15 protein-coding genes are annotated in these 20,189 nt (G+C 58.2%); 11 read left to right on the forward strand and 4 right to left on the reverse strand.

Annotated elements, in window-relative coordinates:
* Positions 1-16 precede the first annotated feature (16 nt).
* Both V7116_RS04725 and V7116_RS04730 read right to left on the reverse strand, forming a co-directional pair.
* Positions 17-1,984 (reverse strand): YjhG/YagF family D-xylonate dehydratase, encoded by a 1,968-nt coding sequence (locus tag V7116_RS04725; protein WP_324390748.1) that lies wholly within the window; start codon positions 1,982-1,984, stop codon positions 17-19.
* A complete protein-coding gene (locus V7116_RS04730) occupies positions 1,984-2,874 on the reverse strand; it encodes a fumarylacetoacetate hydrolase family protein (protein WP_324390735.1) in 891 nt (296 codons plus the stop codon). The genes V7116_RS04725 and V7116_RS04730 overlap by 1 nt, the downstream gene beginning before the upstream one ends.
* A gap of 141 nt (positions 2,875-3,015) precedes the next feature.
* Here V7116_RS04730 and V7116_RS04735 point away from each other — a divergent pair, with 141 nt between their 5' ends.
* From V7116_RS04735 to gtfA, 6 genes are all read left to right on the forward strand, one after another.
* The gene (locus V7116_RS04735; protein WP_324390736.1) at positions 3,016-4,608 is read left to right on the forward strand and encodes an aldehyde dehydrogenase (NADP(+)); all 1,593 of its coding nucleotides are present in this window, start codon (positions 3,016-3,018) and stop codon (positions 4,606-4,608) included.
* Positions 4,609-5,078: 470 nt separating this feature from the next.
* A complete protein-coding gene (locus V7116_RS04740; protein WP_324390737.1) occupies positions 5,079-6,086 on the forward strand; it encodes a LacI family DNA-binding transcriptional regulator in 1,008 nt (335 codons plus the stop codon).
* Positions 6,087-6,537: 451 nt separating this feature from the next.
* Complete coding sequence (locus V7116_RS04745; RefSeq protein ID WP_324390738.1) at positions 6,538-7,881, forward strand: ABC transporter substrate-binding protein; 1,344 nt, start codon at positions 6,538-6,540, stop codon at positions 7,879-7,881.
* Positions 7,882-7,936: 55 nt separating this feature from the next.
* Positions 7,937-8,869: a carbohydrate ABC transporter permease gene (locus tag V7116_RS04750; RefSeq protein WP_324390739.1), complete on the forward strand. Its 933-nt coding sequence runs from the start codon at positions 7,937-7,939 to the stop codon at positions 8,867-8,869.
* Positions 8,869-9,693, forward strand: coding sequence for a carbohydrate ABC transporter permease (locus tag V7116_RS04755; RefSeq protein ID WP_324390740.1), 825 nt, complete (start codon positions 8,869-8,871; stop codon positions 9,691-9,693). Before V7116_RS04750 ends, V7116_RS04755 begins: the two co-directional genes overlap by 1 nt.
* 86 nt (positions 9,694-9,779) lie before the next feature.
* On the forward strand, positions 9,780-11,267 hold the full coding sequence (gtfA, locus tag V7116_RS04760; RefSeq protein WP_324390741.1) for a sucrose phosphorylase: 1,488 nt from the start codon (positions 9,780-9,782) through the stop codon (positions 11,265-11,267).
* A 431-nt stretch (positions 11,268-11,698) separates the two neighbouring features.
* Here the strand turns inward: gtfA and V7116_RS04765 are convergent, their stop codons facing one another.
* Entirely contained in the window at positions 11,699-13,807 is a 2,109-nt protein-coding gene (locus tag V7116_RS04765; protein ID WP_324390742.1) for an alpha-galactosidase, read from the reverse strand.
* A gap of 90 nt (positions 13,808-13,897) precedes the next feature.
* Between V7116_RS04765 and V7116_RS04770 the strand changes: the two genes are divergently transcribed.
* The 4 genes from V7116_RS04770 to V7116_RS04785 all read left to right on the forward strand — a co-directional run bounded on the left by V7116_RS04770 (position 13,898) and on the right by V7116_RS04785 (position 18,316).
* On the forward strand, positions 13,898-14,953 hold the full coding sequence (locus V7116_RS04770) for a LacI family DNA-binding transcriptional regulator (RefSeq protein ID WP_324390749.1): 1,056 nt from the start codon (positions 13,898-13,900) through the stop codon (positions 14,951-14,953).
* Between the two features lie 60 nt (positions 14,954-15,013).
* Entirely contained in the window at positions 15,014-15,964 is a 951-nt protein-coding gene (locus V7116_RS04775; RefSeq protein WP_324390743.1) for a carbohydrate ABC transporter permease, read from the forward strand.
* Positions 15,965-15,981: 17 nt separating this feature from the next.
* On the forward strand, positions 15,982-16,917 hold the full coding sequence (locus V7116_RS04780) for a carbohydrate ABC transporter permease (RefSeq protein WP_324390744.1): 936 nt from the start codon (positions 15,982-15,984) through the stop codon (positions 16,915-16,917).
* A gap of 112 nt (positions 16,918-17,029) precedes the next feature.
* Complete coding sequence (locus V7116_RS04785; RefSeq protein ID WP_324390745.1) at positions 17,030-18,316, forward strand: ABC transporter substrate-binding protein; 1,287 nt, start codon at positions 17,030-17,032, stop codon at positions 18,314-18,316.
* A gap of 193 nt (positions 18,317-18,509) precedes the next feature.
* Here V7116_RS04785 and V7116_RS04790 read toward each other — a convergent pair whose 3' ends face one another.
* Entirely contained in the window at positions 18,510-18,881 is a 372-nt protein-coding gene (locus tag V7116_RS04790; RefSeq protein WP_324390746.1) for a hypothetical protein, read from the reverse strand.
* Positions 18,882-19,208: 327 nt separating this feature from the next.
* Here V7116_RS04790 and V7116_RS04795 point away from each other — a divergent pair, with 327 nt between their 5' ends.
* Positions 19,209-20,006 (forward strand): alpha/beta hydrolase family protein, encoded by a 798-nt coding sequence (locus V7116_RS04795; protein ID WP_324390747.1) that lies wholly within the window; start codon positions 19,209-19,211, stop codon positions 20,004-20,006.
* Positions 20,007-20,189 lie beyond the last annotated feature (183 nt).

A 20,189-nucleotide genomic window follows, 5' to 3' on the forward strand; every position in this document is an offset into this window, starting at 1 on the left:
AGCGCCGGGGCCGCCGCTACACCGCCAAGCCCGCCTCAATGACTGCCACAATGCGATCCACATCATAGACGCAGCCATTCCAGACACCGCCGCCCACCTGCTGGAGGGCAGCCCACAGACGCGAATCGTCGGGCAACTTCGCATGCGCATGCAGATTCGGATGCGGAGATCGCTGGCTCAGCAGGCGGGCAGCTTCCGGCGGAGCCAGCTCACGCCCATCCGCCGCAATCAGATCGATGTGCCCTTCGAGGGTGTTGCGGTCGATCACGATATCAATTTCGTCACCGTCGCGCAGTTTGCCAATCGGACCACCCGCCAATGCTTCGGGGCCGACGTGCCCGATACATGCGCCCGTCGAGACGCCGCTGAAGCGTCCATCGGTGATGACCGGCACGTGTTTTCCCCAGGGGATGTACTTGAGCGCGGAAGTGAGCTGATACGTCTCTTCCATGCCGGTTCCCAGGGGGCCAATGCCAATCAAGACGATGATGTGGCCGGGTTCTACGGGCGCGCCGGTCGTGCCTTTCACGGCGTCGACGGCATCCTTTTCGCTCGTGAAGATCCGCACGGTCCCGCGTTTGCGATAGACATTGTCCGGGCCGATCACATCGGGGTTGATGGCGGTTGCCTTGACGACGGATCCCTGGGGCGCAATGTTGCCCGTTGGGAAAATCATGGTGCTGCTCAGTCCGTTGGTACGCGCCTGATCGGCGCTCATGATCACGTGATCGGGATCGACCCGTGCTTCGTTTGCCAGCCGCTCACGGCAAAGTTGCCTGCGCGGGCTTTGCGCCCACCAGTCCAGGTTGCCGCCGAGCGTCTGGCCGGAAACCGTAAGGGCGTCGAGATGCAGCAGCCCCATGGCGCGGAGATGAAGCATTACTTCGGGCACTGCTCCCGCGAAGAAGAGCTGCACCGTTGGGTGGTTGCGAGGACCGTTCGGGAGGACATCCACCAGTCGTGGCACGCTGTGGTTGACGGCCTGCCAGTCCGCGACGGTGGGCAGACGCAGGCCCGCCGCGTGCGCGATGGCGGGCAGATGCAGCAGTAGATTCGTGCTGCCGCCGACTGCCGCGTGAACGAGCATGGCATTTTCCAGCGCATGCTGCGTCAGAATGTCGCGCAGGCGGATGCCGCCAGCCTTCAGGTGGAGCAGCGCCAGCGCGGAACGATGCGCTACATCCAGCCAGACGGGTTCGCCTGATGGCGCCAGCGCACTGTGCGGCAGGGCCATTCCCAACGCTTCGGCGATGACCTGAGACGTGGCCGCGGTGCCCAGGAACTGGCAGCCCCCGCCCGAAGATCCGCAGGCCCGGCATCCCATTTCGGCGGCGTAGTCCAGTGTGATCAGTCCGTGTGCAAAACGCGCGCCAATCGTCTGGATGATGGCGGTGTCTTCGGCTTCAGGGTCGGGAAGCGTCACGCCGCCGGGGACCACGATCCCCGGCAGATCAGCCGTACCGGCGAGCGCCATCAGGATCGCGGGGAGTCCTTTGTCGCAGGTTCCGATGCCTATTACACCCTCGCGCGTGGGCAGCGACCGGATAAGCCGGCGCATCGTTATGGCCGCGTCGTTGCGGTAGGGCAGGCTGTCGAACATTCCCTCCGTGCCCTGGCTGCGCCCGTCGCACGGATCCGAGCAGTAGACGGCGAAGGGGATACTATCGTGGTCGCGCAGCGTGGCGGCGACTTGCTCGACCAGCAGCGGAATTTCCCAGTGCCCGGTATGGTAGCCCAGTGCCAGCGGCGAGCCGTCTTCGGCGCGTAAGCCCCCCTGCGTGCTGACGATGCAGTAATGATCGCGGCCAACTTCCTCCGGATGCCAGCCCATCGCCACATTCTGCGTCATGCCAAACAGGTTGCCGCTCGGTTCCTCGCGCAGTGCGTCGGCAGTCAGGGGCAGGCGTCCTTGCGGACCCTCGCCGAACAACCGCGTCTCCTGCACAGTGGTTTCGCTGCCCAGAATGTCGTTTGGGGTGGTCATCACACAATTTTCACCGTGTTGATCAGCGTATCCACGCCATCAATGGCGACGCGCACCGTGTCACCGGCGTGCAGCGTAAAATCATTGGGGGGCACGATGCCCGTTCCGGTCAGCAGGACGACGCCGTGTGGAAACGTCAGGCTGTGTCCGAGATAGGCGAGAAGGTCGCGCGCGCGCCGCTGAATGTTTCGCGTAGCGGTCTCACCGGAAAAAAATACGTCGCCGCCGCGCTGGATTTCCAGGCGAATCGAAACATCTGGAAAATCCGTGACAGACTGGAGCCGAATACCGTGCCCCAGGGCACACGCGGCAGTATAGATTTTGGCCTGAGGTAAATAGAGCGGATTTTCACCTTCTATGTCGCGGCTGCTCATGTCGTTGCCAGCGGTGATCCCCACGATCTCCAGGGCCGGATTCATCACCAGGGCCAGTTCCGGTTCCGGCACGTTCCACGACGCGTCGGACCGGATGCCGACCTCGCCGTACTGGCCTACGACCCACTCGCCCCTGGCCTTGAAGAACAACTCCGGGCGCTCTGCGCCGTACACGCGCAGGTAGACGTCGCCGCCATCGTCGGCTTCCTCCTGTCGGGCCTCGCGGCTGCGGGCGTAGGTGACGCCTGCGGCCCATACATCCTGAACATCCACCGGCGCGAGCCAATGGGGAGCGTCAGGGGATGGCGCGTGGTCGAAGATCGCGGCGGGGTAGGTGTTGGCTGCCGACTCTGCGAAGGTTGCCAGAGCGTCCAAAGCGGACTGCGGATTGCCAACCGACGATTGCAGCCACGCACTGATTGTTGGGACCTGCTGGCTTATATCGTACACGGTGTCCGCGTGATGCACGCCGATTTTTATGCCGCTGCCTGGAACAAAGACACGCACAAGCCACATTGTGTTTGCTCACTTTTAGGTTCACACGTTACGATAGGTGATTGTAGCCGATCAAACAGTCAGAACAAATTAGTTCAACAAAGTACAAGCGATCGGTAACGAGAGCGTCGTCGATAGACGACCTGGCTTCGAGGGTGTGAGATGATTTCGGGACAAAATCTAATCGCGGGCCAGTGGTCCGCCCAGGGAAATGAAGTGTTCGCCAGCATCAATCCTCGCACGAAAGCCGAGAGCACCGTTCGGTTCTTCAACGCAACGGACGGCGAGATCGATCTGGCAGTACGCCAGGCAGCCAGGGCCTTCAAAACGATGCGCCTGACCACTGCCGCCGCACGCGCTGCATTTCTTGAGTCCGCTGCCGACGAGATCGAAAAACTGGGTCCGGCGTTAATCGAGATGGCCGATGCTGAGACCGGCCTGGGGCAGCCCCGGCTGGAAGGCGAGCGGGCCCGGACCACACACCAACTGCGTCTTTTCGCTAATCTGCTGCGCGAGGGCGCTTTTGTCGAAGCCATCATCGATACGGCGATGCCAAACCGAACGCCCGCGCCGCGTCCCGATATCCGGCGCATGTTGATTCCATTGGGGCCGGTGGCGGCGTTTGGGGCGAGCAACTTTCCGCTGGCCTTCAGCGTTGGCGGCGGTGATACGGCCTCGGCGTTTGCCGCCGGATGCCCGGTTATCGTGAAGGCGCACCCGGGCCATCCTGGGACCTCCGAGCTTGTCGCGCGGGCTATCCTGTCGGCGGGGGAGAAGCATGGATTGCCGCCAGGATTTTTCTCGATGATTCAGGGGGATTCGGTGCGCGTTGGGCAGACGCTGGTCAAGCATCCGCAGCTTGAAGCGGTGGGATTCACGGGGTCGCTGCGCGGGGGGCGCGCGCTGTTCGATACTGCCGCAAGGCGTCCGCGCCCGATCCCGGTCTTTGCCGAAATGGGCAGCCTCAACCCGATGGTGATCTCGCCCAGGGCGCTCGCAGTGCGGGGTGAAGACATCGCCGCCGGGCTGGTGAACTCGGTCACGCTGGGGTGCGGCCAATTCTGCACCAAGCCGGGTCTGGTATTCGTCGTGGACGATGCCGTAAGTCAGGCGTTCATCACCCGCGTGGCTGAACTGATGGATCAACGGCAGCCCGGTGTGCTGCTCAATCAGGCGGTCCTGGCTCACCTATCGGCGGATGTCGAGCGCACCCGCGCTACGGGACACGTATCGGAGCGGACCGCGACCGACGCTGTCGTTCTGGAAGGCTATAGTTTTCCAAATACCATATTCCAGACGACCGCAGAGCAGTTCATTCGTGATGAATCGCTGCAAAACGAACACTTCGGCCCGGTGACCCTGTTCGTGATGTGTCCCACGCCCGACGCGTTATTCGAGGCTGTGGACTCGCTGGACGGCACCTTGACCGCGACCGTCCATTCCGAAGCGGAAGAAACAGGTTTAACCGGGGAATTGTTCTCGCGGCTGCGCGAAAAATCCGGACGCCTGATCTGGAACAGTTTTCCAACCGGGGTCGAGGTGGTGCACGCGATGCAGCACGGCGGCCCTTACCCCGCCACCACCGCGCCGCAGACGACATCGGTGGGGATGACGGCCATCAAGCGCTTCATGCGTCCGATCGCGTTTCAGGATCTCCCTGATGATCTCTTGCCGGATGCGCTCCAGAATGCCAATCCGCTCAATATCTGGCGCATCGTCGATAATCAGTTCACCCGCGACCCGATCCGCCCGTAACAGGACCCGGCGTCACCCCCTCCGGTGTTGGCCGCCCGGGTCAGTCACCGGATAAAGGGCGGGGGAATTCAGAGAGGCGAAAAAGGCTCCCGACCTTGGCGTCTACGCGCTTTGGTGGAGTCAACCTGCCACACGCAAAACCAGACCATCCCCTTCTCGTTCTCAGGATAGATCGAACACGGCAGTTTATCAGCAGGCTCGGGCTCTTTCTCGCCCCAAATGCGGGGTCGCGTGATTATTCTGCCGAGACATGGGCTTGAGGAATTTCGAGAGCTCGCCGCCACACCCCAGACACATGACGCTTGATGTCCCTCGCGGACAGGCTTCGGAGAAGTAAGGGAACTGGAATTACTGCGCTTCCGTCGGAGATGACCGATTCGGCGCGCCCGGACCCTTGCCAACGATGGCATAAATTGCTATCATGTGACTGCCAACGATAGCAATTTACGTCCCACAAAGGCTTTTGGCCGATGGCAACCATCAAAGAAGTGGCTCAGCGCGCCGACGTTTCGATACGAACAGTCTCTCGCGTACTTAACGATCACCCGCACGTAGCCACGGCTACCCGGGAGCGCGTGCTGAAGGTCATCGAGGAACTGGATTTTCGGCCCAATGCGGCTGCCCGGTATATGCGTACCGGACAGTCCCGACTGATCGGGTTTCTCACAGACGAGGTTGCCCAGAACGCTTTCAACTACGACTTGATTATTGGTGCACAGCAGGCCGCCTGGGAACATGAAAAACTCCTGTTTCTTCTGAACACGGGCAACGATCCGCAGGTTGAGGCGCAGGCCATAAACATCATGCGCGATCATCAAGTGGAAGGCATCGTCTACGCGACGATGTACCATCGTGAGATCAAACGCTCCCAGTTCCCCGAAGACATTCCCGCAATCCTGGTCAACTGCTTCGCGGACGACCGGTCATTGCCATCGATTGTGCCGGACGAAATTAGAGGAGGGCGCCTGGCGACTGAAACGCTGCTTGCAGCGGGCCACCGGCGCATCGGGTTCGTCAATGTTGCGGCGAAAGAACCCGCACCGCTTGGCCGGTTAGAGGGCTACCGGCAAGCGCTGGCGAATGCCGGCATTCCCTTCGACCCGGCGCTGGTGCGCTTCATCGAAGAGCCGTTTGAGGGACTCGCAACCAGCACGTATGACTGCGTGCTGTCTCTTCTGCAGATGCACAACCCGCCGACGGGCATCTTCTGTTTTAACGACATGATGGCCTTGGGCGCTTACGATGCCATCCGCAAATCGAACTTGCGAATTCCAGAAGACGTCGCAATCGTTGGCTTTGACAATGTCGAAATTCTTGCCGCTCAAATCCATCCACCGCTGACGACGATCGAACTTCCCAACTTCGAGATGGGTCAGCTTGCCATTCAGATGTTACTGGGGGAGATGGATATCACTCAAGATGGGCAGCCCGTCCAGCATATGATCGAGTGTCCACTTATCGCACGGCAGTCCGTGTAACTATGAAACCCTTCGCTGGCTTTTCTGATGTGCTTGTGCTTCAAAGGGGCGATCGTCTCGGTAGGAGCGTCGGTACAGGGACCCCAGAAAGTCGCCCCTGACTTTGGCCGCAAAGATCAGTTTTTGCAGGCTCGTACCCATGCTATCCACTGGCCATGCTCTAGTGCCCATTTGTGATATGGAATTTCTGGTGAGAAAACGCGTGTCAAAGGAGGCGATATGAATGAATAGCCAAAAAGAAAGGGAGTAACTGCGCTGGCAGGCGCGCTACCCCCACAATAGTGCCGAAATGTCCCATCAGGCAGCTATTTGGACGTATTATATCGAAAAACTGTTCCAGACCGATGCGATCCAGATAGGCCTTTGTTTCCCGGCATTATCGTCTTTTTGGCAAACGCAGATATTCCGTTTCCGGCCAATTCTTGTGATTCCCTTCCTATGGAGGATGATAATGTTTAAGAAACACAATCTCTTTTCTATCGCTACCCTGCTGGCAGTTCTTCTCATTGTTGCGCAGATGCCTTTTGCTGCTGCGCAAGCGCCGAAGTCCGCTCTGGCCCAGTCCGATCAACCCAGCTGTGGGACTGAACCGGTCACGCTCAACGCCTACTTCGAGACGGGGTTCGACATTCCTTTCAAGCTCGCTGAAGAATTCACCAACCAGTACCCGAATGTGACCTGGGACATCAAGCAGGACCAGTTCACGAATCTGATCAACTCGACGCCTCGGCTGCTCGCCGGTGACAACCCGCCGGACCTTATCCGCCTGCCCACGATGGTCTCGTTCGCGGAGCAGGGGCTGCTCAAGAATCTGGACGACTACGCTGCGGCTTTTGGCTGGGACGAGTGGCCTGTACCCCAGCTCAATCAGAATCGCGTCGCTGAAGATGGTACGCGCGGCTCCGGGTCGCTCTATGCGATGGGCTTGAACTACAGCCTGACCGGTATTTTCTATAACAAAGAGCTGGCGACCCAGATCGGTATGACCGAGCCGCCCGCGACTCTCGCGGAGCTCGACGAGCTGCTCGCCGCAGCGAAGGACGCCGGGCTGCTGCCGATCATGCAGTGGGGCAGCGCCAAGAGCGGCATGGGCCTTGCCTTCCCGCTGCAGGCACTCATGGCATCCGTTGGCCCGGTCGAGCCGATCAATGACTGGATTTTCCAGAAGCCCGGTGCCACGATCGACACCGAATCGAATCTGGTCGCCGCCGAGCATCTCCAGCAGTGGATCGAGAACGGCTACTTCCCGTCTGATATCAATGCGATCGAGTACACCGATGCCAATGCCCGTTTCGGCCAGGGCGAGGGTGTATTCATTTTCAACGGGGACTGGCAGAATGCCGGGTACGATACGGATATGCCGGGCAACATCGGATTTTTCCTGATGCCGCCCGCCGAAGAAGGTGGTTCGCCTGCCGCCATGTCCGCGCCGCTGACATACGGCATCGCTGCCAACGCCGTGAACGCGGACTGTGCTGCGTTCTTCCTGAACTGGGTCGCTACGGACGACGCGGCGCGCCAGATCAATGTGGAAATCGGCGGGTCCAACCCGGGCGGCCCGTCGGGGCTTGAGATGCCCGCTGTGACCGAAGGTTCGGTCACGAATGAAACGTTGGCTGCCGGTGTGGTCGTCGGTGAAGCTGGTACGTCGATGGACTTCATTGCCAACTCGACCAGCGCTATCTTTGCGCAGGGCTGGACGCCCGAACTCCAGAAGATGGTCGGCGGCAGGCAAGATGCTGCCGGACTCCTCGAGGCCGTTCAAGCGGAATACGAGTTGGAACTCTCCGAGTAGCAACAGTGAGACGGGCGCAGGAGTACTCCTGCGCCCGTCAGATCGATGGTGACAGATGATTACATCAAACAAACGACTCGCATCTCTCACGGCTTCTCGGCGAATTTTACTCAACAAAGCATCTCAGCGAGAGATCATCATCGGCTGGTTGTTTGCCTTGCCTGCGCTGCTGATGTATGCGATGTTCGTGCTGCTGCCCTTTTTAATGAGCATCCGGTACTCGTTTTATCGCTGGAACGGCATCGGCCCTATGACCTGGGCCGGACTCGATAACTACCGGACCATTCTGGAGGTTCCCAGCCTGTTGGGGACCATCTCCAATGCGTTCCGGCTGGTCGTGTACTTCAGTTTTATCCCTGTGGCGCTTGGACTTATCGTTGCAAGCATCATGCAGCGCGTGGCCCCCGGGCGGCTTGGCGCTCTGGCCCGGACCATTCTGTTTCTGCCCCAAGTTATCCCGCTAGTTGCTGCCGGAATCATCTGGGGATGGCTGCTGGCCCTGCCGGGCCTGATCAACCAGGTTCTAAAATTTGTCGGCCTCGGCGCTTATACCCGGGCCTGGCTTGGCGACTTCGACTGGGCGCTCCCGTCCGTCGGCCTCATTGGCGTCTGGGTTTTGCTGGGATTCTGCACCGTCCTGCTGTGGACCGGCATGACGAGGCTCGATCCTGCCCTCTATGAGTCCGCGCGGATCGACGGCGCGAGCTGGTTCACGGAATTCGTCAAGATCACGGTTCCGCTGCTCAGGCACGAGATCGGGGTGTGCCTCACGGTCACGATGATCGCCGCCCTGGCCGCGTTCGATATCGTCTATGTTTCGACGGCAGGCGGACCCGGTAATTCTACGGCGGTTCCCGGTATCCAGATTTACATCCTTGCCTTCACCCAGCAGCGGATCGGGCTGGCATCTGCACTGGCTGTTATGCTCATGGCGTTGGTTCTGATTGTCGTGATTCCTATCCAGCGTCTGAGCCGGGAGATCACGTAATGACAATCGCTCGTGGTGAACTTTGGGGAGGGCGGACGCTGCTTATTGTGCTGATGGCGATCACGATTCTGCCCTTCATCAGCATCTTCATGACCGCGCTGCATCCGTCAGGATCAGTCCCCGGTGGGCTTGACTGGCCTGCGACTCCGCAGTGGGGGAATTTTGCCGAGGCGTTCAGAGTCGCAGAGATGTCCACGCTGCTCGCCTCAAGCGCGTTTATCGTCCTTGCCGTCGTGCCCATATCGCTTGCGATTTCGACGATGGCCGGTTTTGCCATCGGCCACCTGCGCATACCCGGTTCGCGCTTTCTCTTGTTCCTGTTCGTCTTCGGACTAACCCTGCCTTTCGGGGGGATCATCGTTCCGCTCTACTATCTTGAGCGCGACATGGGAATCTACAATACCCGGCTGGCGATCGTGCTGCCGCTGATCGGCCTCTACATGCCGTTCGCTGTATTCTGGATGCGCGCGCACTTCGTCAATATGCCGACCGAGATCTCGGAGGCGGCGCGCGTCGATGGCGCAAGTTTATGGAGCCTCTTCTGGCGCATTCACCTTCCGCTCGCGCGCGCACCGATGCTGTCGCTCGGCATTCTGATGTCGGTCTGGACGTGGAACCAGTTTCTCATCGCGCTCGTACTGGTCGAGGACCCAACACAGCGAACGATGGCCGGCGCGTTGGGCGCATTCCAGGGCCACTACGCGACTGACGTTCCGCTGCTCTGCGCCGGTACTATCCTGATTGTCCTGCCGACCCTCGTGCTCTTTATTCTGTTCCAGCGCCAGATGATCACGGCGCTGCTCCAGGGTTCGGTTAAGGGATGAATGGGAGCTTTGACAGCTTCTGCCGCGGCGCAGTATTTTATGAGAACTCCTAGGCGAGTCGAACCAATCTTTTCTGGCAGAACACTATGAAAAATCAAGTGCACTTGATCGCATACCCGAATCGCCTGGGCGGTTCTACGGTGGGGGATCTCGATAAGGTTCTGGCAGGACCGTTCGCGGGCCTGTTTGCTGGCGTGCATATCCTGCCTTTTTTCCTGCCCGTCGATGGGGCGGACGCGGGTTTTGATCCCATCGATCATGGTACGGTTGATCCGCAGGTAGGAAGCTGGCAGGATATTCAGGCGCTGGGAGAACGGATCGACATTACTGCCGATCTGATCGTGAATCACATCTCCGCCCAATCCCCACAGTTCAAAGACTTTCTTGAACGGGGGGATGCCTCGCCGTACCGGGAGATATTTCTGACGTACCGTGACGTGTTCCCGCAGGGTGCAACGGAACAAGATCTGGCTACAGTCTACCGGCCACGCCCCGGCCTGCCGTTCACCAAGCTCCAGGTCGAAGGAACGCCTCGTTTGCTGTGGACGACGTTTACCAGCGAGCAGGTGGACATCAACGTCAATTCTGGGGCGGGGTGGAATTACCTGCACTCGATCATGGACGTCTTTGCGGCGCACGGCGTGCGGACAATTCGCCTGGATGCGGTGGGCTATGCCTGCAAAAAGCAGGGCACAAGCTGCTTCATGATCCCGGAGACGTACCAGTTCATCCGGCGGCTTTCTGGTGAAGCGAAGGCCAGGGGAATGGAAGTGCTGGTGGAAATCCACTCGCACTACCAGAGCCAGATCGCCATCGCAAAGCAGGTGGATCGCGTATACGACTTCGCCCTACCGCCCCTGGTATTGCACGCCATCTACCGGGGCACCTCCCGGTATTTGAAGCGCTGGCTCGACGTCAGCCCGCGAAACGCCGTCACGGTGCTGGATACCCACGATGGCATCGGCGTGATCGATGTCGGCGCGGGGATCGTGGATGGTAACCACGTCGATGGAATTCTCCCTGAGAATGAAATCAACGAACTGGTGAACACCATTCACCAGCGCAGCCACGGGGACAGCCTGAAGGCGACCGGTGCATCGGCCAGTAATCTGGACCTGTATCAAGTCAACTGCACGTTTTATGATGCGCTGGGACGACAGGACGGCGAATACTTGTTGGCGCGCGCACTCCAGTTCTTCGCGCCAGGAATCCCGCAGGTGTACTACGTCGGCATGCTGGCAGGGCGCAACGACATTGCGCTGTTGGAGAAAACGGGCGTCGGGCGTGACATCAACCGGCATGCATTTTCTGAGGAGGAGATTCTTCGGCAAATGCAGCAGCCCGTGGTGAAGGGCTTATGCCGTTTGATCCGCTTGCGAAACACCCATCCGGCGTTTGATGGTGAATTCCGCATCCTGGATGCTGCCTCCGATTCAGCATTACGCCTTTACTGGTCGGCAGGGCCGGATTGGGCGGAACTCGATGTGGACTTCGAAACCCGAACATTCCGGATCGCATATTCGGACGGGGAGGGAAGCCGGACATTGGATTCCAGTACGGTCATGGAATCATAAATTCCACGAGCGCTTCATGCCAGTTCCCGTGTGCGGTTTTAAACTGCTGGCAGGCAGCAGGGTGCTGCGCTGATCTATGCGCGGCTCACGCAGGCGACGGTTGGTTGCCAGACTCGTTCTGCCTGCCGAGTTGAGTCTGTTACGTGGATGGCGTGGTACAGCGGGAGACGCCATAGATCGCGGGTTCAACAGGGTCGCATCCACGATGACTACAGAAAGTCGATTTGGAACGGGGATTTTGAAGGAAGAACAGAAACCCGCACTGGTTACGTAGCCAGTGCGGGTTTGACGGGCGCGACTAGATCCGCATTCTTGTAGTTCAACTGCGGTTCTCAATGGCTTTGCGGCCTCGCGCGCTAACACTCTTAGTGGTCTAATCCTAACGCACAACCAGGATCAGACTTTGTGGGGCAAGTCATAAGCTGCCCACACTAGTTTTCGCCCCAAATCCGGCATACGGTGCTGCTGAAATTGGAGAGACGGACCTGTACGCCGGTCTTCATCCAGGCTGCACCGGAACGAGCACCAGGGTATCCTTCAATCGTATAGAGACGATCCGGCGTAAGTCCCCGGGGATACAAAATAAGAGGCGTCGCCGGGTCCAATCGATGGAGCAAAAACGCGAACAATACGCCGGACATTTGATCCTTGCTCACATACTGTACCCCGGTGAAATCGTCCGCAGCGAGTGGGCCGAGCCGGTACATGTCGCCCTGTTGAACGATCGGGCGAATTTCCTTATAGAGCGCGATCCACTTTTTTGCCTCGGCGATCTCTTTTTCACCCCACCGGCGTAAGTCGGCCCCAATGCCCAACACGCCGCACATGCTGACATGAAAACGAAAATCGAGCGGCAGAAATTCTTCGCCCATGTCTGTCACCCAGGCCTCCATCGTGGATGCAGGAAACACGTGCGAAAAACCCGATTGAATAGCCAGGCGCGCGGTTGGGATCGTGTTGTCGCTCACCCAGATTTGATCGGCAAAACGTAGAATGCCCAGGTCGGCGCGCCCGCCGCCGCCAGAGCAGCTTTGCCAGACAACGCGAGGGTGACGCTGGCGCAGCGTTCCCCAGACACGATACACCCCCTGGACGTAACGCACCCAAAGCTCGCGCGGCTCGCCCGGAGCATCCGGCCAACCGGGTTCGCTGACGTTCCGGTTCATGTCCCACTTGATGAACGTAATGTTATTTTCGGCCAGCAGCCTGTCGATTTTCTCGATGATATAGTCCTGCACGTCCGGCTTTGCCATGTTCAGGATCAACTGGTGGCGGCCTTCGGTGCGCGGGCGTGTCGGAAAGTGGATCACCCAGTCGGGATGCTGGCGGTAAAGCTCACTGTCTGGATTGACCATCTCCGGTTCGATCCAGAGTCCGAAGTCCATGCCCAGTCGGTTAACCCGGTCGATCAGCGGGCCAAGACCGTTGGGAAACTTTTTCGCATCTGGCCACCAGTCACCCAAACCGGCATAGTCGTCTTTACGCCCGTGAAACCAGCCATCGTCCATCACAAACAGTTCGATCCCCATCTCGGCAGCGGTTTCGGCAAACTGCGCCTGAGAGGATTCATCCACATCAAAGAGCGTCGTTTCCCACGAATTGAACAAGACCTTGTGCGGAGCGCCGCCATGGGGCACAACCGTTTCCCGTATAAAATCGTGCAGGTGACGGCTTGCCGCCCCAAAACCCTGCTCCGTATATCCGGCAATGCTGCTGGGCGTCGTGAAGGTCTGCCCTGGCTCCAGCGACCAGCGGAAGTCCCAATCGTTGAGGCCGATATTTACGCGGGTTGAGGAAAAGTCGGTAACTTCAGCGGCTATTTTCCAGTTGCCACTCCACCCCAACACGCCGAACCACACCTCGCCGCGGTCCTCGTCGGCGGTTCCCCGATCAATGCCAAACCAGGGATTATGGTGGTGGCTGGTGGTGATGCGGCGGCTTTCCAGCACTTTTACGCCTTCCACCAGCGGCTCCCGGCGCAGTTGGAACTCGTTAGCCCATCGCCCGTTGAGGTGACTTAAGTAGTAGTGTTCCCCGATAGGTAAATGCCACTGCGCGGACCAGACGCGCTCCAGAGTGACCGGAGTATCGCCCTTGTTTTCGATCTCCACCCAACGCTCGATCAGATCGAACGCTTCCCACACGCGGTAATGCAGGGTTACGCTCAGGGGGTAAACCGCGTCGCACAGGTAGATTTTAAGTTCGCAGTCGGAGGCTTCGGCGCGCTCAAATTGAAGCCAGACGTCGCGCACGCCATCCGCAAATGCGACCTTCAGGCAGGGTTCCGTATATTCGGTTCCTGCGCCGGTGGAATATTCCTGCGGCACACGGTTACCCAGGCCGTCAAATGGAATATCCTGCAAAACATACGACCCGACAACCAGCTCTTCGCCGATCAAGTCCCCCGGATAATCGTCAGGGTAGGGCAGCTTTGCTCCCCAGTAGCGGTGAGCCAGCAACCCTGTGGTGTGCAGACCCAAGACATATGCAGTTTGATGTGTTTCAAGAATCCAAAGGCCCTCATGGGCGTAGATTGGCATACCCAAGTCTCCTTATTCCAGGGTACTTGACAAACCCAGGCTCCCTCAATATACTTTACTTATACGTATAAGTAAAGTGACTTGAGTAAAATGGCCCGGAAAAAAGTTACCAGCAAAGATGTCGCCAAGGCCGCTGGCGTCTCGCAAGCAACAGTGTCCTACGTTTTAAATAATGTCGACCGGGCGAACATCAGCGAAAAAACGCGGCTGCACGTTCAGCAGATCGCCCGCGACCTGGGGTATACGCCTAACGTGGTGGCCCGATCTCTTGTTCAGGGACGCAGCATCAATATTGGAATGGCGCTGTTCCATCCTCACGAGCAAATTTTCATCGACTCCTGGCTTCCAAACATCCTGACCGGTTTCGGCTCGGTCATTCAACAGTACGGATTTCGGCTGCTCGTCGAGCGCGTAAACGACAAGCAACAGTACGAGTCGATCATTAACCTGCTGCATGGCCATGAGGTTGCGGGGATGGTGGTGCAGTCTACCCTGGGCAGTGAGTTCATTTCCACGGAGCTGATTAACCAGGGGATCCCGGTCGTTATCTTTGGCAGCCTGTCGGAACACATCCATTATTCGGTCAGTTCAGACAACCTAACCGGTGTACGAACCCTGATCAATCATTTGATCGGGCTGGGACACCAGCGAATCGCTTGTATCAGCTACGCACCCGAAGGGACGGTTGAACATGCGTCGGATCGTCTGACGACCTATTACGAAACCCTGGCGGCGGCAGGTATTTCACCGGATCCATCCCTGGTGCGTTTTGGTGCGTTTGATCCCTTCACGGGTTACGAAGCTATGCGCGATCTTCTGCGGTGCAAGCCACGGCCAACGGCGGTCTTTGGGATGAACGACACCATGGCAATCGCCGCGATGGCTGCCATCCAGGAAGCCGGGCTGCGCGTACCTGAAGATATCGCAGTAGTCGGATTTGACGACGATCGGTTTGCGGCCTTCACCACACCGTCCCTCACAACCATTCACGAATCGCAGCGCGAAATCGGTCATCACGCCGGAGAAATGTTGATCGACCTTCTCAATGACGTCAAACCTGCCGTTCCTAACCTGATCCTGCCTACCCAGCTTGTTGTCCGTAAGTCCTGTGGAGCGCATCTGACCCAGCAAGATCTCGTGCCCTGACCTGACTTACTGCAACTAGATCCGGTCTTTTTTTAAGCTTTGAAAAGGACTTCATTTTTCATGTCCGGCAGTAAAGCGCGCAGTCAACCAAAAAGCTTCATTCTACCTGAACTACTGAACCGGCTCAGTAACAATGAGGCTCTGATCGGCTATCTGTTCATCCTGCCCAGCCTGATCGGGTTTACCATCTTCTTCGCCTATCCCGCTATCCGCGCTGTTTACATCAGTTTTTTGGACTGGAATCTGCTCACAGACGCCAAATACGTCGGCCTGGATAATTATCGGACCCTGTTCAGCGACAAGCGGTTTTCAGACTCGCTCCAGGTGACGGTGCTTTACGTCTTGTGGAACATCCCGCTGCAAACGGCGTTGGCGATCTTCATGGCCGTAATGCTAGAGCGGTTCAGCACCACCGTGTCCTCTATCATTCGCGGCATTATGATCCTGCCCTGGCTGATGCCGAACGTCGTTGTCGCGCTGTTGTGGCTGTGGATTCTCGATCCTTCGATCGGCCTGATGAATGAATTTCTGAAAGTCGTGGGGATCGGGAAACAGCCCTTCATGGGGTCGCCCAGCGAAGCAATCCAATCCATCGCAGGGATCAACATCTGGCGGCACGTCGGCTATACGTCCATCCTCATCTTCGCCGGATTAAAAACGATCCCCAAGTCGCTCTACGAAGCTGCCGCGATTGACGGCGCGGGCGAGCTGACGCAGTTCCGCAAAATCACCATGCCGCTGCTCCGCCCCGTGCTGGTGTTCGTCCTGGTGACGTCGGTCGTCGGTTCTTTCCAGGTCTTTGACACCGTTGCGGTGACCACCGAAGGCGGCCCCGCCGGTTCGACGCGAGTCATCATCTACTACATTTACCAACAGGTCTTCGAGCGTCAAATCAAGATGGGACTGGCGACGGCAGCCTCAGTGGTGTTGTTCTCCATTCTGATCACCGTCACGATCGTCCAGATGCGCCTGCTGCGCGCCGGTGAATCGGACCTGGCGGACTACCAGTAGATCGGGGAGAAGCTGACATGACTACCTCTCGGCAAGCGGCGAGCATCCAGTTGCCCAACCTGATGCGAGTGCACAGGGGAAGAATCCTGCCTTACCTGGCGCTGTTGATCTTGTTGTTTATCACGTTGTTCCCGTTTTGGTGGGTGCTCCGCACCGCGCTAACCAGTCCCGCGTCGGTGTTCAGCCATACGTCCAGCCTCATGCCGGTCAACCCGACGACGCAGAATTTCGAGCGTGTTCTGGGGCTGATCGACACGAAAGATTTGATCGGTGAGGGCGTCGTAACCTCCTACATGTCCACCGCCACACTTGATTTCTGGGTGTTCCTGCGGAACTCGTTCATCGTGTCGGGTACGATCACACTGGGGCAAACGTTCTTTAGCTCGTTGGCGGCCTATGCGTTTGCGCGGATCAAGTTCCCGTTGAGAGACAAGATATTTTTCATCTATCTGACCGGCCTCATGATCCCAAGTATCGTGATGTTCATTCCGAACTTCGTGTTCATCCGCCAGCTAGGGTGGATCGGCACGTACCAGGGCATCATAGCGCCCACGTTTTTGATGACGCCATTCGCCGTGTTCTTCATGCGCCAGTTCTTCCTGGGATTGAACAAAGACCTGGAAGAAGCCGCCACGATTGACGGCGCATCCAGGTTGGGCCTCTTCTGGCGCATCGCGCTGCCGCTGGTCAAAGGCCCGATCCTGACGCTGGCAATTCTGACCTTTATCGGAAGCTGGAATGAATATCTCTGGCCGTTGTTGGTGGGACGTGACGAGGATGTGCGCGTGCTGACCGTCGCGTTGGGTATTTTCCGTGAGCAAACACCCCAAGGCTCGCCCGATTGGGCCGGGCTAATGGCCGGGACGGCGGTTTCGATTGTGCCCGCCATCGTTATTTTCGTGTTCTTCGGTCGCAAGGTCGTGGACTCCATCCAGTTCTCAGGTTTTAAATAAATCGTTCGATCTCAGCTTGCCGAGCTGAACCATCCTATCAAGTTACGATATATAAAGGAGCACTACTATGAAAGTTCCACGCACCGCAGTTCTGATTATTCTAGTACTCGCAATGGCAGTACCGATTATGGGCCCGGTCCAGGCTCGTCAAGATGTGACCATCAGTTACTGGCTCTGGGATAACAACCAGCTCCCGGCCTATACGGAATGCGCGGACCAGTTTATGGAAAGCAATCCCGGCATTACCGTTGAGATCGAACAACTCGGTTGGGGCGATTACTGGTCGTCCATTCAGTCCGGCTTCATCACGGGTGATGCGCCGGATGTCTTCACGAACCACCTTGCGAAGTACCCTGAGTTCGTCGCGCTGGAACAGCTCGTCGATATTCAGCCCCTGGTCGAACGCGATGGCGTTCCCACCGATATCTACTATCCTGGTCTGGCCGATCTTTGGGTCAAGGATGGCGCACGTTACGGTCTGCCGAAGGACTGGGACACGGTTGCCGTCGTCTACAACGCCGACATGCTCGAAGCGGCGGGAATCGATCCTGCCACCATGGATGAGTGGACCTGGAACCCAGAAGATGGGGGCACTTTCGAGCAAATCGTTGCTCAGTTGACGCTGGACGCCAATGGCAACAATGGCCTCAGCCCGGACTTCGACAAAGAGAATGTCGTTCAGTACGGCTTTGCCGACGACTGGCCCACCGCTGCCGGTTACGGCCAGACCTCGTACAGCGTGTTCACCGCTTCGACCGGCTGGGCCTACAATAACGGCCTGTGGGGCAACGAATACTACTACGACGATCCCCGCTTCGCCCAGACGATCCAGTGGATCGCTGATCTGTGGCTGAAGAAGGGCTTCGTTCCTCCGTACGAGGATGTGTCGGGGTTGGGTTACTTTGCGCTGTTCCAGTCGGGCAAGGTAGCGATGACCACGGATGGTTCGTGGATGATCGGCAGCTACCTGGGCAGCGAATTCCCGGTCGGTTTTGGCCGTCTGCCTATCGGCCCTGAAGGGCGCAAGAGTATGTTCAACGGTCTGGCCGACTCCATCTGGGTTGGCAGCGAGCACCAGGAAGAGGCGTGGCAGTGGGTGAAGTACCTCTCATCGGCAGACTGCCAGAACATCGTGGGACAGTCCGGTGTGGTCTTCCCCGCCATCCCTGAAGCCGCTGATCTCTCGCTCCAGGTACGTGCAGACGCGGGTATTGATGTAAGCGCCTTCACCCTGCAGGCAGCGGAAGAGGGCGGAACCTTCTTGTTCCCCATTACCGACTTTGGTGGCGAGATTACCGTCATCATGCAAGAGGCGATGGATCGGATCGCTCTCGGAGAAGTTGACGCTGAGACGGCACTCAAAGAGGCTAACGAAGAGGTCAACGCCCTCTTCGAGTAATTTTAGCATACTGCTCGGCAAGCTCTAGAAATGCGACATTTGCGCCGCTTTAGGATCAGGCGGCGCAAATGTTTTTTTAACTCGGTTTTACAGCCGGTGGATCGGGTCACAGGTAAACTGATTATCGACGATGCGCCAGTTATTGACCGGGCTGGCATCCTGGAGCGTATCCGGCAAGAGACAATCAGGGGGCTTAAAATGCGATCGGATGCATGAAGCGCTTGATCACTGCCATCCCCATCGCGGTCGTCTGCGGCTCGCCGCTGCTCTCGTCGATATTCATCAGCGGCAGGAATATCTGCCCAAGTTGGTTAGGGGCGCATTTCGGTAGCTCGCAGAAGACCGTTTCGCGGTGCTCGCTAATTGCGCCTTCCATCAAGTGCACGCCAACGGCATTGCGGCAGTTAAGGGTGTTACAGCAGCCGAGATCACTACTGGTCCGATTTGACGTGGTTTCCTCAAGGGCAACCATATCCTCAGTAAGCCCGGGATCTCGTCGCTGACGGTGAGGCGCGTTGTAGAGGCGTATGCGCCCCCAACCTTGGGATTCCGCATTGCGCCGCATGACTTGCGGCGCACCTATGCCAAACTGGCGCACAAAGGGATCAACCGGATTGTTCGGTCCGCATTGGGCATGTTCCTCTTATAGCGACTGCGCAAACATGGTTTGATAAAGTGAGTTTCCAGGATCGTCCTGGGTGCGAAGCCCTGCGTGACGGCGATAATGGCACAGAATTTCATATTGACCCTTGCTCTGAAGTCGCATACGCTGGAATGGGATCGAATACCCATCTTGGCATGCTCTACACAAGGAGAGAAGACAGTGAACCGCATTGCACGATTGCTCTTGCTGGTCGTCCTGCTATTTGGAGGGATGGTAGGAGGCGCTTCTGTGTCGGCTCAAGGCGATGGCGGATACGACGAATACGTTGTAACCCTTGAGAACGACATCGTGGCGACGGTGGTCGAGCCTGCGGCTGACGGCCCCGTGCCGGCGGTCCTGATGCTGCACGGCTTCGGCAGTTTCCGCGATGAAGTCGGCAATATGTACCAGCGGCTTGCCGCCGAACTCGGGCAGCGCGGGATTGCGTCCATCCGGATCGACTTCCGGGGGTGGGGCGAAAGCGGCGGTGGCATGGAGAACAGCACGCTGACCGGAATGGTCGAGGATGCAGCCACTGCCTACGATTACCTGCTGACCCAGCCGTTTGTCGATAGCGCGCACCTCGGCGTTCTGGGCTTCAGCCTGGGCGGGCGGGTCGCTATCGTCACAGCGGCGGAGCACCCCGACGGGTATCAGTCGATGGCGCTATGGTCCACGGGCGGCAATATCAGCCCTGACTTTCTGGGGCAGGAGGCGCTCGATACCGCGCAGGCGGAAGGGCAGGTAACTGTCGATCTGGGTTTCCGTGAAGTGACGCTCGGGGCGGACTTCTTCGAGAGCATGACGGCTTATGACGTGGAGGAGGAGTTCGTTAAATACGCCAACGCCTTCCTCGTCATTGCAGGCACGGAGGACGAGTCTCACGATTACCTGAACTGGTATCTGGAGAACGCCCAGGGCGAACTGCGGGCTGCGTATGGAGTCGAGGGCGCTGACCACATCTACGGCGTACTGGGTGATGACCAGACATACGCCGATTCTGTCATCACGACAACCGCCGACTGGTTTGTGATGACACTGAAGTAGCAACCGGCTGCGAAATAATAAAAAGGCCGCTCGGATATTCCGGCGGCCTTTTTTTGTCGCCGTGCACAGGTGCTCAAAGGACGTTCAGACGCGCTGTACGGCCTGCCGCGGGGCCGAAAGGTTTGGGTTCTAAGAGGCCATTTGAAAATTAAGCAGTGAGACATTTGAGCAAGGTATGGATCG

Origin of the sequence: Aggregatilinea sp., from assembly GCF_036822615.1 — a bacterium.
Classification (GTDB): domain Bacteria; phylum Chloroflexota; class Anaerolineae; order Aggregatilineales; family Aggregatilineaceae; genus Aggregatilinea.